The organism is Ilumatobacter sp. (assembly GCF_046290335.1).
In the GTDB taxonomy this organism is placed as follows: domain Bacteria; phylum Actinomycetota; class Acidimicrobiia; order Acidimicrobiales; family Ilumatobacteraceae; genus Ilumatobacter_A.
This window is the reverse complement of the sequence record NZ_JBKAGH010000001.1, coordinates 1,356,214-1,372,382: the sequence shown is the minus strand read 5'-3', so window position 1 is coordinate 1,372,382 and position 16,169 is coordinate 1,356,214. Positions and strand designations below refer to the sequence as shown.

17 protein-coding genes are annotated in these 16,169 nt (G+C 67.3%); 12 read left to right on the top strand and 5 right to left on the bottom strand.

Annotation, left to right across the window (positions count from 1 at the left end; all coding sequences use genetic code 11):
• Window positions 1–129 precede the first annotated feature (129 nt).
• From ACE37B_RS06140 to ACE37B_RS06130, 3 genes are read left to right on the top strand one after another with little or no spacing between them, the layout of a single operon-like run.
• Window positions 130–972, top strand: a complete 843-nt coding sequence (locus ACE37B_RS06140; protein ID WP_409922393.1) for an ABC transporter ATP-binding protein — start codon at window positions 130–132, stop codon at window positions 970–972.
• Between the two features lie 26 nt (window positions 973–998).
• Entirely contained in the window at window positions 999–2,003 is a 1,005-nt protein-coding gene (locus tag ACE37B_RS06135; RefSeq protein ID WP_409922392.1) for an ABC transporter substrate-binding protein, read from the top strand.
• The gene (locus ACE37B_RS06130) at window positions 2,000–2,695 is read left to right on the top strand and encodes an MSMEG_1061 family FMN-dependent PPOX-type flavoprotein (RefSeq protein ID WP_409922391.1); all 696 of its coding nucleotides are present in this window, start codon (window positions 2,000–2,002) and stop codon (window positions 2,693–2,695) included. The genes ACE37B_RS06135 and ACE37B_RS06130 overlap by 4 nt, the downstream gene beginning before the upstream one ends.
• On the opposite strand, the gene ACE37B_RS06125 is transcribed toward ACE37B_RS06130, so the two are convergent.
• The 3 genes from ACE37B_RS06125 to ACE37B_RS06115 are packed head-to-tail and all read right to left on the bottom strand — an operon-like array spanning window position 2,659 to window position 6,703.
• Window positions 2,659–3,858, bottom strand: a complete 1,200-nt coding sequence (locus ACE37B_RS06125; protein ID WP_409922390.1) for an aromatic ring-hydroxylating oxygenase subunit alpha — start codon at window positions 3,856–3,858, stop codon at window positions 2,659–2,661. The genes ACE37B_RS06130 and ACE37B_RS06125 overlap by 37 nt on opposite strands.
• Window positions 3,855–5,561, bottom strand: a complete 1,707-nt coding sequence (locus tag ACE37B_RS06120) for an FAD-dependent oxidoreductase (protein WP_409922389.1) — start codon at window positions 5,559–5,561, stop codon at window positions 3,855–3,857. Before ACE37B_RS06120 ends, ACE37B_RS06125 begins: the two co-directional genes overlap by 4 nt.
• Window positions 5,558–6,703: an aromatic ring-hydroxylating oxygenase subunit alpha gene (locus ACE37B_RS06115; protein ID WP_409922388.1), complete on the bottom strand. Its 1,146-nt coding sequence runs from the start codon at window positions 6,701–6,703 to the stop codon at window positions 5,558–5,560. The genes ACE37B_RS06120 and ACE37B_RS06115 overlap by 4 nt, the downstream gene beginning before the upstream one ends.
• Window positions 6,704–6,947: 244 nt before the next feature.
• Between ACE37B_RS06115 and ACE37B_RS06110 the strand changes: the two genes are divergently transcribed.
• From ACE37B_RS06110 to ACE37B_RS06080, 7 genes are all read left to right on the top strand, one after another.
• The gene (locus ACE37B_RS06110; RefSeq protein WP_409922387.1) at window positions 6,948–7,544 is read left to right on the top strand and encodes a TetR/AcrR family transcriptional regulator; all 597 of its coding nucleotides are present in this window, start codon (window positions 6,948–6,950) and stop codon (window positions 7,542–7,544) included.
• On the top strand, window positions 7,541–7,717 hold the full coding sequence (locus ACE37B_RS06105) for a hypothetical protein (protein WP_409922386.1): 177 nt from the start codon (window positions 7,541–7,543) through the stop codon (window positions 7,715–7,717). Before ACE37B_RS06110 ends, ACE37B_RS06105 begins: the two co-directional genes overlap by 4 nt.
• Window positions 7,714–8,484, top strand: coding sequence for an SDR family NAD(P)-dependent oxidoreductase (locus ACE37B_RS06100; protein WP_409922385.1), 771 nt, complete (start codon window positions 7,714–7,716; stop codon window positions 8,482–8,484). Before ACE37B_RS06105 ends, ACE37B_RS06100 begins: the two co-directional genes overlap by 4 nt.
• Window positions 8,485–8,513: 29 nt before the next feature.
• Window positions 8,514–8,915, top strand: coding sequence for a heavy metal-responsive transcriptional regulator (locus ACE37B_RS06095; RefSeq protein WP_409922384.1), 402 nt, complete (start codon window positions 8,514–8,516; stop codon window positions 8,913–8,915).
• A 114-nt stretch (window positions 8,916–9,029) separates the two neighbouring features.
• Entirely contained in the window at window positions 9,030–11,600 is a 2,571-nt protein-coding gene (locus tag ACE37B_RS06090; RefSeq protein ID WP_409922383.1) for a heavy metal translocating P-type ATPase, read from the top strand.
• A 95-nt stretch (window positions 11,601–11,695) separates the two neighbouring features.
• Window positions 11,696–11,893 (top strand): heavy-metal-associated domain-containing protein, encoded by a 198-nt coding sequence (locus ACE37B_RS06085; protein ID WP_409922382.1) that lies wholly within the window; start codon window positions 11,696–11,698, stop codon window positions 11,891–11,893.
• A gap of 96 nt (window positions 11,894–11,989) precedes the next feature.
• Entirely contained in the window at window positions 11,990–12,937 is a 948-nt protein-coding gene (locus ACE37B_RS06080) for a hypothetical protein (RefSeq protein ID WP_409922381.1), read from the top strand.
• A 60-nt stretch (window positions 12,938–12,997) separates the two neighbouring features.
• Here ACE37B_RS06080 and ACE37B_RS06075 read toward each other — a convergent pair whose 3' ends face one another.
• A complete protein-coding gene (locus ACE37B_RS06075; RefSeq protein WP_409922380.1) occupies window positions 12,998–13,621 on the bottom strand; it encodes a response regulator in 624 nt (207 codons plus the stop codon).
• A complete protein-coding gene (locus ACE37B_RS06070) occupies window positions 13,618–14,892 on the bottom strand; it encodes a sensor histidine kinase (protein WP_409922379.1) in 1,275 nt (424 codons plus the stop codon). Before ACE37B_RS06070 ends, ACE37B_RS06075 begins: the two co-directional genes overlap by 4 nt.
• 474 nt (window positions 14,893–15,366) lie before the next feature.
• On the opposite strand from ACE37B_RS06070, the gene ACE37B_RS06065 reads away from it, so the two are divergent.
• Together ACE37B_RS06065 and ACE37B_RS06060 are read left to right on the top strand one after the other, a co-directional pair.
• Window positions 15,367–15,753: a hypothetical protein gene (locus ACE37B_RS06065; protein WP_409922378.1), complete on the top strand. Its 387-nt coding sequence runs from the start codon at window positions 15,367–15,369 to the stop codon at window positions 15,751–15,753.
• Window positions 15,731–16,078 (top strand): hypothetical protein, encoded by a 348-nt coding sequence (locus ACE37B_RS06060; protein WP_409922377.1) that lies wholly within the window; start codon window positions 15,731–15,733, stop codon window positions 16,076–16,078. Before ACE37B_RS06065 ends, ACE37B_RS06060 begins: the two co-directional genes overlap by 23 nt.
• Window positions 16,079–16,169: the final 91 nt, after the last annotated feature.

Below are 16,169 nucleotides of genomic sequence, written 5' to 3'. Positions count from 1 at the left end.
CGTCCATCCCGCCCATCCCGCCAGTCCCGCCCGTCCCGCCAGTCCCGCCCGTCCCGGGTCGCCCCGACATCGGACCGGCCGGTTCGCCTCCGTGCGACCGAGGTCTCCCTCGCCTACGACGATCGTGTCGTGGTCGAACGACTCGACCTCGACATCCCCGACGGGCGGGTCACGGCGATCATCGGCCCGAACGCGTGCGGCAAGTCCACGCTGCTCCGAGCGCTCGCACGGTTGCTGCGGCCCTCGTCCGGTCGGGTGATCCTCGACGGTGAGCTGATCCACAAGTTGCCGACCAAGGACGTCGCCCGTCGCCTGGGTCTGTTGCCCCAGACGCCGATCGCTCCGGAAGGCATCACGGTCGTCGACCTCGTCGCCCGTGGTCGGACGCCGCATCAGAAGCTCTTCCAGCAGTGGTCGCACGCGGACGAAGCTGCGGTCCGCGCCGCGCTCGACGTGACGGGAACGGGCGATCTCGCCGAGCGAGCGGTCGACGAACTGTCGGGCGGGCAGCGGCAACGGGTGTGGATCGCGATGGCGTTGGCGCAAGACACCGACCTGCTCTTGCTCGACGAGCCGACCACCTTTCTCGACATCGCCCATCAGATCGATGTACTCGACCTCGTCGCGCAGTTGAACGTGCAGCGCGGCCGCACGGTCGTCGTCGTCCTGCACGATCTGAACCTGGCGTGTCGCTATGCGGATCACGTCGTCGCGATGCGCGACGGATCGGTCGTCGCTGCGGGCGCTCCCGCCGACGTGATCACCGCGTCGACCGTGCTCGACGTGTTCGGTCTCGAAGCGCTGGTGATCGACGATCCGGTGAGCCACACGCCGTTGGTCGTTCCGATTCGCTCCCGCAGTGTCGATCGTGAGCCGCTCGACGCCGCGCCATCCGACGTACCACCAGCCGCCGTCGCACCGGCGATCTCGCCCTCGTCGTCCCGTGACGCCGACCAGGAGGCATCCGCATGATTCACTCACGTTCTGTCATCACACTCGTGATCGCGGCTGTGCTCGCGCTCGGGGGATGCCGTGCCGATGAGGGCGACTCGACCGATGCCGCGCCACCAGCGGACTCGTCGCCGACCGTGTCTCCCGAGCCCGAGCCCGAGCCCGAGCCCGAGCCCGAGCCCGAGCCCCAGCCCGAGCCCCAGCCCGAGCCGGGTCCGCGCGTGTTCGAGCATCGATACGGAACCACCGACGTTCCGGTCGACCCGCAGCGGATCGTGGCGCTCTCGGAAGAGTTCCTCCTTGCGGATCTGCTCGCGCTCGGCGTCACCCCGGTGGCGTCGAGTTCGAACGAGGACTCCTCCTTCGGCGGGATCGACCCTGCGCTGACCGACGGCATCGAGATCACCACCTCGGCGACGTTCAATCTCGAACAACTGGCCGGGTTCCGCCCCGATCTGATCCTCGCGTACCCGGTGTACATCGAACTCGTCGGCTACGACGCGCTGAACCAGATCGCGCCGACCGTCGCGATCGGCGACGACACGAGCGACTGGCGCGAACGGCTCGAACTCACCGCCGAGGTACTCGGCATCGAGTCGTTGGCGTCCGAACGGATCGCTGCCTTCCAGGCCCAGCACGAAGCGGCGAGCGCGGTGCTCGACGGCATCGCCATGTCGATCATCTCGGTGTTCGACCCCTCGTTCATCCGCGCCTACGTCGGCGAGGGAACGTTCCTCGTCGACGCGCTGCTCGATGCGGGCGTCGAACTCGTCCCCGGCGCCGAGTCCATCGATGGTGTCGACCAGGTCGGACGCGTGCAGTTGTCGCTCGAGCAGTTCGGTCAGCTCCAGGGCGACGTCCTGGTGTTGTTGCAGCGCGAGGGCGTGGAGGACGCCGCGGCGGCGGAGATCGCGGCCTCGCCGCTCTGGTCGACCCTGCCGGCGGTGCAGAATGGGGCGGTGATCACCTTCGACCGACTCTCGTATCCCGGCGCCGCGGGAGCTGCAGCATTCGTCACCGACGTCGCCCAGGCCGTCGAGGCGCTGCGATGAGCGTGGCCCCCGACGACGCGAGCGCGGGTTCGACGCCGTCTGCCGCTCCGGCGTTCGCATCGACGATCGACTCCGTCGACGAGTTGCGGACGTACTACCGCGAACCGAACGAGTTCGTTCGCAACAAGGAGACCTCGGTCCTCGACGACGGGTGTGCACGCTTCATCGCCACCTCGACGTTCGTGCTCGTCGCGACGTCCGACCGGGACGGTCGCCTCGACGTGTCTCCGAGAGGAGGTCCGGCCGGTTTCGTGAAGGTGATCGACGAACGTCGCCTGGTCATCCCCGACCTCAACGGCAACAACCGACTCGATTCGCTCTGCAACGTGATCGAGCACGACCAGATCGGGCTGCTGTTCCTGATCCCGGGTTCCGGCGAGACGTTGCGTGTCAACGGGCGCGCGTGGGTCACCGTCGACGACGAGATCCTCGACCTGTTCGTCGGCGAGTTGCGACGTCCGATCTCGGCCATCGGCGTCGAGGTCGAGCAGGCCTTCGTCCACTGCGCGAAGTCGGTTCGCCGCGGCGGCCTGTGGACACCGGACGCGTGGCCGGACCCGGCCGCTCGACCGTCACCGGGACAGATGCTGGTCGACCACGCTGGCGTTGCCGACCAGATCACCGGCGCGCAACTCGACGGCCTCCTCGAACAGGGCTACGCCTCCGACCTCGCCGCCGACGCACCGGACTGAGCCGTCACGAGCGACTGGTCAGACCACCTGTGGTGTTCGCCGTTGGTGAATTGCTCGATGGTCGTGTGCAGGTGTTGGTTGGCGGGTTCGTTGCGGCCGAACACGAAGTGGCCGTCACCGACCGCGTCGAGCGCGTTGCCGATGTCGAAGATCGTCGCGCAGTCCTCGTCGCGCACGACCGCTTCGTAGGTCCGCCGCTTCGCCTCGGCCTGCTCGACGAGGTCACCCTCGATCGGCTGTCGGTAGAACTGGAACTGCAGGGTCCGTGACTCGCCGACCGTCGGGCCGGGCAGCAGACGACTGAGCATCAGCGTGTCGTGGTGGCCGCCCGAGATCGACACGTTCGGGAAGACGTAGTGGACGAGGCTCATGATCTCGCCGTAGGGCTTCGGCGACTCGACCGGATCGTGTTCGTCGATGCCCTTCGCGGCGAAACCGATCCGCACGTGCGGGCCGAAGAAGTCGTAGGTGTTGCGGTTCGTGATCGCCCGCGCGCCGATGCTGTTCCGATGGAGATAGCCGATGTGGTACCCGTCCAGGTAGCCGTCGGCGGCGAGTTTCCAGTTGGGGCTGTCGATGTAGGTCGGCGTGCGATAGGCGTGGAACTCGTCGAGGCGAAGCGCGTCCAGCGATTCGTCGAGCCCGTCGAGCCAACCGTCGAGGTCGATCTCGCCGTCGGCGTCGAGCGTCGCGAACACCGCACCGGCGCGCACCTCGCTCGGCAGTTCGACGAGTCCGATCGCGCCGATCTCTCCGAACGAGTCCTGTCCCGGTACGCCGACGAGCTTGCCGGTCGTGTCGTAGCTCCACGAGTGATACGGGCACATCAGTCGGCGCGCGGTGCCGCAGGTGGCGTCGGTGACCTTCGCTCCCCGGTGGCGACAGATGTCGAGGAACGTGCGGACGACCCCGTCGTCGCCGCGGATCACGACGAGCGGCCGTCCGGCGATGTCGTAGGCGATGTAGTCGCCTGGGTTCGGGACTTCGCAGGCGAGCGCCACGAGCAGCGGCACCCGCGCGAAGATCTCGCGCATCTCGGCGTCGAAACGGTCGGGGTCGCCGTAGCTCGACGCCGGGATCTTCATCGGCTGTTCGGCTTGATCGGGCAGCCCGACGGCGACGTTGTGTCGAAGTCGTGCGACGAGCTCGTCGAGCATGCTCATGCTGAGATCCGTTCGATCGGTGGTCGTGTCGGTGGTCGTGTCGGTGGCGTCGTCGCAGCATGTCGGCCAGCGGCGAACCCGAACACCATGCCGGGTCCGAGTGTGCCTCCCGCACCGCCGTAGGTCATGCCCATGGCCGACGCCATCACGTTGCCGGCGGCGTACAGACCATCGATGACCTCGCCGCCGACATCGAGTACCTGTGCGTGCTCGTTGGTGCGAGGTCCGCCCTTCGTGCCGAGCGCGCCGGGACGCACCTGCACGGCGTAGAACGGCCCACGGTCGATGGGACCCAGTGTCGCCGCAGCGGTGCGCGTGCCGTCGCCCCAGTGGGTGTCGTTGACGCTGCGCCCACGCCCGAAGTCGGGATCGTCGAGATCGGCGACCTGAGCGTTCCAGCGTGCGACCGTCTCTTCGAATCCGGGACCGTCGATGTCGATCGCGTCGGCCAGTTCGGCGAGGGTGTCGGCCGACGTCAGCCACTCGGGGACCACGCCTTCGCCTCGATACCTCGCGATCCCTGACGTCGACAGGTATCCCTGATCGAACACGAGCCACGCCGGCATGTTCAGGTAGTCGAAGCTCCCGGGATCGAGTTGATGGAACGCCGCACCGAACGCGTTGTAGTTGGCGGCCTCGTTCGCGAAGCGTCGGCCCGATCGGTTGACCATGATGCTGCGGGGTTGTACCCGCTCGCGGTTGACCATCCACGGGATCGTCTCGCCTCGCTCGTCGGTCACGTCGATGACCGGGACCCACCATGCCTCTTGCATGTTGCCGAGTGCGGCGCCGATGCGCATCGCCATCGTCAAGCCATCGCCGGTGTTGGTCTCGATCGAGACCGGGCGCTCGAGCGGGCCACGGATGAAGCTGCGGATCAGGTCGGGGTTCCACTCGAAACCGCCGGTGGCGAGGATCACGCCGCGGCTCGCCGTGGCGACGACCGAGCCGTCGGGCCCCTCGAACCGGACGCCGGTGACGCGACCGTCGGTCACCTCGAGGCCGACTGCTCGATGACCGATCCGGGGTTCGATGCCACGGTCGAGACACGCCCGCAACAGTCGCCCGATGAGCGCCTGACCGCAGCCGCGCACGTCGTCGAGCTCGCGCTGGGCGAGCACCTCTCGTGCGATGCCCGTCGTGGCACCGCGGCCGAGTGTCGTTTCGTTCATCACGACGTGGCGGCCCATCTGGCGGCTCTGTGAGACCCGGTCACGCCATGTGCCGAGTTCGTCGAACGGGAACAACGGACACTCCAGCGATCGACCACCCGTCGTCGAACCGCCCGGCTGCTCGGGGTGGTAGTCGGGGAAATCCTCGACGATCTCGAACTGCACCGGCGTGTGGTCTTCGAACCAGCGGACCATCTCCGGCCCCGTGTCGATGTAGGCCTCCGCCAGCGCGGGAATGATCCGATCGTGCGAGAGCGAATCGAGGTAGCGCAACGCATCGTCGCGCGAGTCGCCGATGCCCTGCTCGGCCATGTGGTGATTGCAGGGCACCCAGATCATCCCGCCCGACATCGCCGACGTCCCCCCGACGACGTCGGCCTTCTCGAACACCGCGACGCGCTCGGCACCGAAGCCGTGCGCCGCCACTGCGGCGGCCAGCGCCGAGGCGCCCGAGCCGAGCACGATCACGTCGACATCGAGCAACGCGTCGGGTGCCGCGTCGAGGTTCACGTCGCGGTTCGCGTCGTTCACGGATCCTGGATCTTTCGATCCATGTTCTCGTGGTAGTGCGCGATCTTGCATTCGCGCTCGCTCAGCACGTGGCGGGTGTAGCCACTCGAGCGCTTCGTCCGCTCGAGCTGTTGGTAGATCTCGATGTCTTCGCCGACGACGATCTGCAGCCGCTCCCAGTGCTTCATGGTGCGCTGGTGGTACTCCGCGTACTCCGGGTCGGCGAGGTCGCCCGGGTAGATCAACTCCCAACACAGAAAGCGAGTGCGATCCACGTCGATCGGGATCGGCTGGAAGATCTGGACGTGTTCGGGATTGCAGTTGAAGACCGTGTTCGGGAACACGACGTAGTGGCAGATCGCGTGGCGGTGGTGGTCGGGATCGACAGCGAGTTCGTCGAGGCGTTCGGCGCGCGGGACGAAGCACATGTAGTTGTCACCCACGATGTGGAACGACGCGTCGCGAGCCGCTTTCACCCACTCGGCGGAGACCCCGTGCAGCGCCTTGGTGTGGTAGATCTCGTTGAAGCCGTCGACGACCGCCTTGTAGCTGACCGGCACGTCCCACTCGACGATCTCGTGCAGGATCATGTCGTCCAACCGGAAGCGTCCGAGGTCGGCGGCGATCTCGGGGCCGATGCTGTCGATCAGCGGTGTCGCCTCGTCGGGGCCAGCGAGGTTGATCCACACGAGACCGCCCCATTCGTCGGCGGCGACGGCGGGGGAGCGGAGCCCCTCGAGATGTGCCGGGTCGAAGTCTTCGCGCTCGGGCACCCCGACGACGACCCCGGTGGTGTCGTAGACCCAGCCGTGATACGGACACGTGAAGCGGCGCGCGCCGCACCCGACGGCCTCGCCGACGAGCGCGGGTCCGCGGTGCTGGCAGACGTTGTGGAACGCAGCGAGCGATCCGTCGGGTTGGCGGGTGACGACGACGGTTTCGCCGTGGCCCTCGTAGGTCAGCCAGTCGCCGGCATCGACGAGTTGGTCGGACTTGCCGGCGAGCAACCAGTGTCGGCCGAGCACGCGCTCTCGTTCGAGTTCGAAGCGAACCGGATCGGTGTACGGATCTCGACTCATGGTGCTGGGCCCGTAGTCGGGCACGTTCTTGATGGTCGGGCCGAGGCGGACGGGAACGTCGCCGCGAGTGGGGATGTGCACCATGAGTACTCCTGTGATGGGACGAGCAGAACGGTGAAAGCAGAACGGTGAAAGCAGAACGGTGAAAGCAGAACGGTGAAGGCAGAACGGTGAAGGCAGAACGGTGAAGGCAGAACGGTGAAGGCAGAACGGTGGCTGACGAGATGAGACGGAGGTGACGAGATGAGACGGAGGTGCGGGGAAGGCGGAAGGACCGGGATCGTCAGATCACACTCGTTATGTATAACAGTCGTGATATTCTGGGTCAATGCCGAAGGTGGTCGACCTGGATCAACGGCGCAGCGATCTGGCCGATGCCGCAGCGAGAGTCATCGCCCGCCAGGGGATCGACGCAGCGTCCTTGCGGACCGTCGCCGCCGAAGCGGGCTGGACCACCGGGGCGCTCGTGCCGTACTTCGCCACCAAGCGCGAGTTGCTCGCCTTCACGCTGCAGGCCTCGCTCGATCGACGCCGGGCTCGCCATGCCGATCGGGCCGGGATGGCCCCCGACGACGCACTGCGCGACCTCCTCGTCGGCCCGCTGCCCACCGATCCCGACACGACCCTGCACTGGACCGTGACGTTGGCGTTCGCCGCGCAGGCGAGTTCCGACCCGGAGCTGGCCGCAATGCAGCGCGAGGCGTACCTGCAGTTCCGCTCGTCGGTGATCGAGCTCGTCGTCGCGAGTGGTCGCGCCGAGCCGGGCGATCAGGCGGCCGTCGAGTCCGAGCGTCTCATCGCCGCGGTGAACGGTGTCGCCTTGCAGGCACTCTTCGACCGCGACCTCTGGACCGACGAGCGCCAGATCGCCGCCGTCGACGCGGCGCTGGCCTGCTCCGATTCGAGCTCACGGTCCCGCGCTTGATTCACTCACCCGAGCGCCTCACCGCGTCGTGCGCCAGCGGGTTCACCATCACGCTCACCATCACGCTCACCATCACGCTCACCATCACGCACACCATCACGCTCAACGTCTCGTTCGCCACAGCGTTCATCACCTGCCTCACCGGGCACCGCCCAGCAAGGACTTCGACATGACTTCCCCGATCTACGACTTCAGCGGCACGACCGCGCTCGTCACCGGTGCCACCGGAGGAATGGGTCGAGCGATCACCGAAGCGTTGGCGGCAGCCGGCGCCAACGTGATGGCGAGCGACCTCTCCGATGACGCGGGCCGAGCGCTCGTTGCGTCGATCGAGAGTGCGCGGGTCGCATTCCACCGCGCCGACATCTCCGACTCCGACCAGGTGGCCGGGCTCGTCGCCGCGGCGATCGAACGATTCGGACGGCTCGACGCGGCGGTCAACGCGGCCGCCATCGAGTTCGAGACCGTCCCGCTGGGGGAGTGCACCGACGACGATTTCGACCGCATGATGAACGTCAACACTCGCGGCGTGTTCGCCTGCATGAAGCACGAGATCGCGGCGATCCTCGAGCACGGCGAGGGTGGCTCGATCGTCAACATCGCGTCGACCAACTCATTCCGGCCCCAACACGACCAGCCTGCCTACACCGCCAGCAAGCACGCCGTGCTCGGGCTGACCCGCAGCGCGGCGTTCGACTACGCGGACGCTGGTATCCGCATCAACGCGATCTGCCCGGGAGCGATCGACACGCCGATGCTGCGCACCGCGATGGAGCGCCGCGGCCGCGACGCCGACGACACCGCTCGCCGGCTCAGCCCGATCGGCCGATTCGGCCGCCCCGATGAGATCGCCGCAGCCGCGATGTGGCTCTGCTCGGATGCCTCGTCGTTCACGACCGGCCACGCCCTCGCCATCGACGGCGGCATGCTCGCGTCCTGACCCACACTGCTGCTTGGTACGTTCATCGCATGCGCATCGGTGAGTTGGCCGACACGGCTGGCGTGACCACCAAGACGATTCGGTACTACGAGTCGATCGGGCTGCTCGATCCTCCCGCCCGTACCGAGTCGGGCTATCGCTCCTACGGGCTCCCCGCGATCGAACGACTCGATTTCGTCAAGCAGGCGCAGGCGTCGGGGCTGTCGCTGGCCGACATCCGATCGATCCTCGACATCAAGGATCGCGGTGGAGCGTCGTGCGAACACACCCGTGAACTGCTGGCGCGCCATCTCGACGAACTCGACCGCAAGATCGCCGAGTTGCACACGGCGCGTGCCGAACTGCGCTCGATGTACGAGCGATCGGCGGCACTCGACCCGGGCGACTGCACCGACGCCAACCGCTGTCAGGTGATCACCGACACCGCGTGAGCTCCGACTGCTCCGCTCTTCGTTCCGCTGATCTGCATGTTCTGCGCCCATCACGGGGCGATGTGTCGGATGACGCTTGACCTTCCCCCTGACTGGAAGGCGTAGCCTGAAACCATGTCCAGTTCCGTCTCCAGCTCCAGCTCCGTCGTTGGCGCCGGCACCGTGCCGAGCCGCTCGCTCGACGTCGAGATCCATGGCATGACCTGTGGCTCATGCGCGGCGCGCGTGCAGAAGGTGTTGGGCAAACAGACCGGAGTCATCGAGGCCGAGGTCAACTACGCCACCGGCCGGGCTCGTATCGAGGCCGCCGGCGACGTCGACGTCGACGGGTTGCGCGCTGCGGTCGAGCGAGCCGGCTACGGATTCGTCGGGCCGACCGAGGGCCCCGACACCTCGGGTGAAACGCGTGGCGAGTTCGACGTGCTCGGGATGACCTGTGGATCCTGCGCAGCCCGTGTGCAGAAGGTGCTGCAGCGGATCGACGGGGTCGACGTCGCCGAGGTCAACTACGCCACGGGCCGTGCCTCGGTCACCGCGCAGCCGGGCGTGCTGCTGGACGTCGAGGCGATGTCGTCGGCCGTCCACAAGGCGGGCTACGAACTCATCGACGCTGCCCCGCAAGCGTCCCTGCCGAACCCGAACGCTCCGAGCGCCGCAGATCGCGCCGAACAGGCGGAACGTGACGAGGTGGCGCACCGGACGATGTGGCTCCGTCGAGCGGTCTTTGCCGCTCCGATCGCTGTGTTCATGGTGTCGACGATGCTGTACCACGACCTCGCGATGCACAACGACGCGTTGCGCTGGTTGCAGTTCGGGCTCGCCATTCCCGTCCAGTTCTGGGTCGGTTGGCCGATCCTGGTCGGTGCAGCCAAGCGGGCCCGCCACGGCAGCGCGAACATGGACACGCTCATCGCGATGGGCACGATGGCCGCCTTCTCGTTCAGCGTGTACCAGTTGCTCACCGGCGGCATGGAGCTGTACTTCGAGGCAGCCGTCGTCATCATGTTCTTCATCACGCTCGGGCGCTATCTCGAAGCACGAGCCAAGAGTCGGGCCGGCAAGGCACTGCGGGCGCTCGTCGAGCTCGGTGCCAAGCAGGCACGTCTCGTTCGAGGCGAGACCGAGGAGATGGTGCCCGTCGAGGCGGTGCGCGTGGGCGACCACATCAAGATTCGACCGGGGGAGAAGGTCCCGGTCGACGGCGTGGTCGTCGACGGAGCCAGCGCCGTCGACGAGTCGATGCTCACGGGCGAGTCGTTGCCAGTCGACAAGCAGGTGGGCGATCAAGTCGCCGGTGCCACGGTCAACACCTCCGGGGTGCTGACCGTCGAGGCAACGGCCGTCGGTGCCGACACCGCCCTCGCCCAGATCGTGAAACTCGTCGAGAACGCGCAGACCGGCAAGTCGGCGGCACAGCGGCTCGCCGATCAGATCTCGGCCGTGTTCGTGCCGGTCGTGATCGTGATCGCCGCGCTGACGTTCCTCGGGTGGGCCGTCATCGGCGACAGCGTCCGCGATGGGGTGTACGCCGCCGTCGCCGTGCTGATCATCGCGTGTCCGTGCGCCCTCGGGCTCGCTACGCCGATGGCCATCATGGTCGGAACGGGTCGAGGCGCGCAGCTCGGGATCTTGATCAAGTCGGTCGAAGTCCTCGAACGGACCCGCAAGATCACGACCGTCGTGTTCGACAAGACGGGCACGCTGACCGAAGGGGCGATGTCGGTCACCGACGTGGTCGCCGCCGGACCGGTCAGCGAAGCGGAACTGCTTGCGAAGGCGGGCGCGGTCGAAGCCGACAGTGAGCACCCGATCGGCCACGCCATCGCCGAGGCCGCCCGTCAGGCGACGGGAGACCTCGACCGGGTGACCGACTTCGACACGATTCCGGGCCACGGCATCCGCGCAGATGTCGACGGCACGACCGTGTGGGTCGGGCGTCGCGAGCTCGCAGCACAGGCCGGCCTCGTCCTGCCGCTCGACCTCGATGAGCAAGCAGCGGCGCTCGAGCAGCAAGGTCGCACCGCGGTCTTCGCTGGCTGGAACGGCGAGGTGCACGGTGTGATCGCCGTCGCCGACACCCTGAAGCCGTCGGCTGCTGCCACCGTGCAGCGGCTGCACGACCTCGGGCTCACCGTTGCGATGATCACCGGTGACAACCAGCGAACCGCACAGTCGATCGCCGACGCGGTCGGGATCGACCGGGTCATCGCCGAGGTGCTGCCGGAAGACAAACAGCGTGAGGTGCAGCGTCTGCAAGACGCCGGCGAAGTCGTGGCGATGGTCGGCGACGGTGTCAACGATGCGCCAGCGCTCGTCCAGGCCGACCTCGGCATCGCGATCGGCACCGGTACCGACGTCGCGATCGAGTCGAGCGATCTGACGTTGATGCGAGGCGACGTTCGTGGCGTCGTCACGGCGATCGAACTGTCGCGTCGCACCTACCGCACCATCGTCCAGAACCTGTTCTGGGCGTTCGGCTACAACACGATCGCCATCCCGCTCGCCGTGTCGGGCCTGCTCAGCCCGCTCATCGCCGGTGCGGCGATGGCCATGTCGTCGATCAGCGTCGTCGCCAACAGCATCCGCCTGCGTCGGTTCGCGGCGTCGCCCCACGACACCGGCGGAGCCGTCGAACGCGAGCCGTCGCCGGTCGCCCGGCGAGCGTCGACCTCCGTCGGCCGCTGACCGGATCATCTGTATCGACGAGCCGCACCCCGAGTCACCCGAGTCCCCCGAGTCACCAGAGTCACCCGAATCATCACTCCAGGAGCATCATTCCCATGGACACCACCACCTATTCCGTTCCCGAGATCTCGTGCGGCCACTGCAAGGCGGCCATCGAGGGAGCCGTCATCGACGTCGCGAACGTCGAGAGCGTGAACGTCGACATCGACTCCAAGACCGTCGCTGTGGTCGGCGGCGACACCGAGGCGATCGTCGCAGCGATCGAAGACGCCGGCTACGACGTCGCACGCTGACCCGCGGCGCTTCGCGACCGACGACGACCTCGAGGGGCGAGGTACTACGACCATCGTACGGTTGTGGCGCCACGCTGCGGGCTTCACAATGAAGCCGTGAACTCGACCAGCAGCCCGTGGGGTGCCCCCGAATCGGATGATGCTCGTCGCTGGCTCGCGGAGGGGCACGGCACCTCCGAGTCGGAGCTCTCGTCGGTCTATCGGGTCGAAGCATCCCGCTCGTCCGCCGCGACCCCCGTTGCCAAGCGGGTCTCTCGGCGAACGCAGCGCCGAGTTGGAACGCTCCTGACGATCGTCGTCTTCTTCGGAGCAACGGGATCCGCGTTGGCGCTTCGCGACGTGTTGTTCCCCGCCGTCGGCGACTCCACCACTCGGTCGGTCTGGCAGAACCCGGGAACACCTGAGATCGAACCAACGGGCTCGGTGGCGCCGACGACCAGCGATGCGAACGACGTGTCGACCACACTCGCCGCCACCACGACGAACGTCAGCACCACCACCCCCGACACGACCCCCGATGTCACCAGCGGCACCAGCGTCTCGGCGTCGTCGGTTCCGAACGCGTCGACGCCGCCCGTCAACGGAACCACCCCATCGAACGGGACCAGCCCGTCGTCGGGTTCGACCTCCTCGTCGGGCTCGACACCGCGGGTGACGATCGACGACGGCGATGACGATGACGATGATGATGGCGATGATGATGGCCACTCGGTCCCGTCGACGGCAGGCTCCGTGCCCACCGCGTCGGTCCCGTCGAGTCCGGTGACCACCGACGACAGCGACGACAGCGACGACGACGATGACGGCGACGATGACGATGACGGCGACGATGACGTGCCGGTCAACTCGGCGCCGACGGTCTCGACGCCTGCGACGACGCCGTCGGCGGGCAGCACCTCCGCACCCGTCACCACCGACGATGACGATGACGATGACGATGACGACGACGACGACGATGACGATGACGATGACAACAGTGGTTCCGGGGGCGATCGCCCTCGTGACGATCGCGATGACGATCGCGATGATCGTGACGACGACTGACGCGTCGAGAAACGTCTGAGCGTTCGACCGCAGCGTCGGCGCCCCGTCGGGCGCCTGCACTCAGTCTGGGTCGAGGTGGTCGTTCGCCCAGAGCGCAGCTTGCGTTCGATCGGCGACACCGAGATTGGCGAACACGCTCGTGAGATGCGCTTTCACCGTGCGTTCGCTGATGCCGAGCCGGCGGGCGATCTGCTTGTTCGCGAGACCCTGGCGAACCAACTCGAGCACTTCTCGCTCTCGGGCGGTGAGCGTCGGCTCACGAGACGCGGTCCGCCGCGACTCGAGCAGCGCACGGGCTGCCTTCGGGTCCAACGGAGACTCGCCAGCGTGCACGCTGCGAACCGCAGCGGCGATCGCTTCGGGGTCGGAGTGCTTGAGGAGGTAGCCGTCGGCGCCAGCGGAGAGCGCGTCGAGCATCCGATTCTGATCCGAGAACGACGTGAGGACGAGCACTCGGCTGTCCGGGTGCAACTCGCTCAGCCGGCGAGTCGCTTCGACGCCGTCCATTCTCGGCATCGACAGATCCATGATCACCACGTCGGGTCGCTCGGCCGCGACGACGTCGAGTGCCTCGATCCCATCGCCGGCCACGCCCACGAGTTCGATGTCGCCGGTGGTGGCGAGGAACTGCGCGAGCCCCGACCGAACCACGGCATGATCGTCGACGACGACGACTCGGATCATCGGATGGCCTCGATTCGGGCGGGAACGACCGCCAACACGCGGGTGCCGGTCTCGGGAGCGGACAAGACCTCGAAGGTACCGCCCGAGTCGGCCAACAGGCCACCGAGCGCACGCAGTCCGACGTGCCCGTCGCGGCTCCGTCGAGCGGCGTCGTCGGCGTCGAACCCTCGTCCGTTGTCGTCGACGGTGACGTTGATGCCTCCGTCGTCGGAGCGCAACACGACCCGCACCGCCGTGGCGCCGGCATGGCTCACCACGTTGCGCAGTGCCTCCTGAACGACCCGGTAGGCGAGGTTGGCGGCTCCGTCCGAGACGCGTGTCTCGTCGACGTCGACGGTGAGATCGGTGGCGATCCCCCGTATCGGCAGGCCGCTGAGGAGATCACCGACGGCCGTTTCGAGCCCTTCGTCGGCGAGGTTCGGGGGATAGATCTCGACCAGGAGTGAGCGCAGCGATTTCACGCTGTTGCGCACGGAGGCCGACGCTCGCTCCGCCTCGGCCGGGTCGATGTGGTCGCCGCGCCCGAGGGCGGCCAACCCGAGGGAGACACCGGTCAGGTCCTGGACGACGCCGTCGTGCAGGTCGCTCGCGATGCGTCGGCGTTCGGCGTCGGATGCGTCGATCGCCTGCTGCAGGAGGCGTTCCCGTTCACGTTGACCGGATTCGAGGCGTCTCGCCATCCGCCAGGCGAAGGGGAACTGGACGAGTTGCAGGGCGACCAGCGAACCGATGGCGATCGGCGCGAACTGACCCCAGAGACGTCGCCCGACGTCGGTCACGCCCGAGTATCGGAAGTACGCCTCGAAGACGAGTGGTGTGCCGTCGATCGTCTCGATCGGCTGATACACCTCGAGCAGCTTCGTCTCGACCTCGTAGCGATTCTCCGGCCCCGAGAGGTCGGACACTTCGGCGTGCGCTTCACCCGTGAGGAAGACGGACCGCATGTCGGTGCCCACCTCGAACGTCTCGCCGATGAGCCGAGGTTCGTCGGAATAGACGATGCCACCGGTGTCGTCCCAGATCTTCACGCGAACCAGCGAACCGCGGAGCACGTACTCTCGCACGGCCTCGTCGAGGCGGTCGAGGGCGGCAGCTCGACCCTCGAGCACGTCCTGCGTCAGTTCGGGTGCCACGACGCCCTGGCTACTGATCCACGTGACGCGCTTGGCGTCGTCGATCGCCTGATCGGTCCCCACGTTTCGGCTCACGAGTGCGGTCACCAACGCGACCGCGATGAGTGCCACGAAGCCCGTGAGGACGAAGCGCATCATGAGGGTGCGTACGGAGACGGGCGGCTCCCGGAGCGGTGAGTTCATCGTCGGCATCCGGATCGCGGTGCTCGTCGGAGAACGAGGCGCCGCCGGGTGAGGGCGGCGCCACACGGAGGGGAGCTGGTGAGCACTCTGCGAGTGTGCCACCTGGCGAACCTGCCCTGTACTGGACCATGGTCGTAGTACCTCGGCCCCGCACCGAGCGGAAACGGGGGCGGAGTCCTACGACCAACGTCCGATGGTGGCGCGCCCCGGCCCTGTGAGGAAATGGTCATCGACAACCCACACCGTTCTCTCGATACACCAGGAGCATCCCATGAAGAAGCAAGCCGTCATTCTGATCGCCAGTCTCGCCGCACTCGGCATCGCGGTGCCGACGTTCGCCGCCAGCCGCCCGAGCCTCTCGATCGACGATGTCGTTCCGGAAGACATCTCGGGCAACTGTGACGAGGCCGAACACCGCAACGACCCCGAATGCCAGGACCCGCCGGCGACGGACCCCGCAGCAACGGCACCGGAGACGACCCCCGCCGAGACGACCCCTGCCGAGACGACACCGAGCAACTCGGCACCATCAGGCACGGCGCCGTCGAACAGCGCGCCGGGCAGCTCGACTCCCAGCGACTCGACGCCCAGCGACTCGACCCCGAGCAACTCGACTCCCAGCGACTCGACTCCGTCGAACTCGACGCCGAGCAACTCGACCCCCAGCAACTCGACTCCCAGCAACTCGACTCCCAGCAACTCGACTCCCAGCAACTCGACTCCCAGCGACTCGACGCCGTCGAACACGACGCCGAGCAACTCGACTCCGAGCAACTCGACTCCGTCGAACACGTTGCCGGGCGACGACGACGATGATCACGACGACGACAACGGCGGCGATCGCGACGACGATGACAGCGACGACTCACCGAGCAACAGCGTTCCCTCGAACAGCACGCCGAGCAACAGCGTTCCCTCGAACTCCACGCCGAGCAACTCGACCCCGTCGAACACGCTGCCCGACGACGACGACGACGATGACGACGATGACGACGATCGTGACGACGACGACGATGACGACGACGATCGTGATGACGATGACGACGACGATGACGATGACGACGATGACGACGATTCCGGCCGTGGCCGGGGCCGGGGTGGCGACGACCTGGGTTCTGGCCGAGGCGGCGACGACGACTGAACCGTCCACATTCGGTGCACTCCGCTCGTGCACCTCGACCTCCGGGGGCGCTCCATCAGGAGCGCCCCCGGAGGCGCGTTTCGGGGGAGTT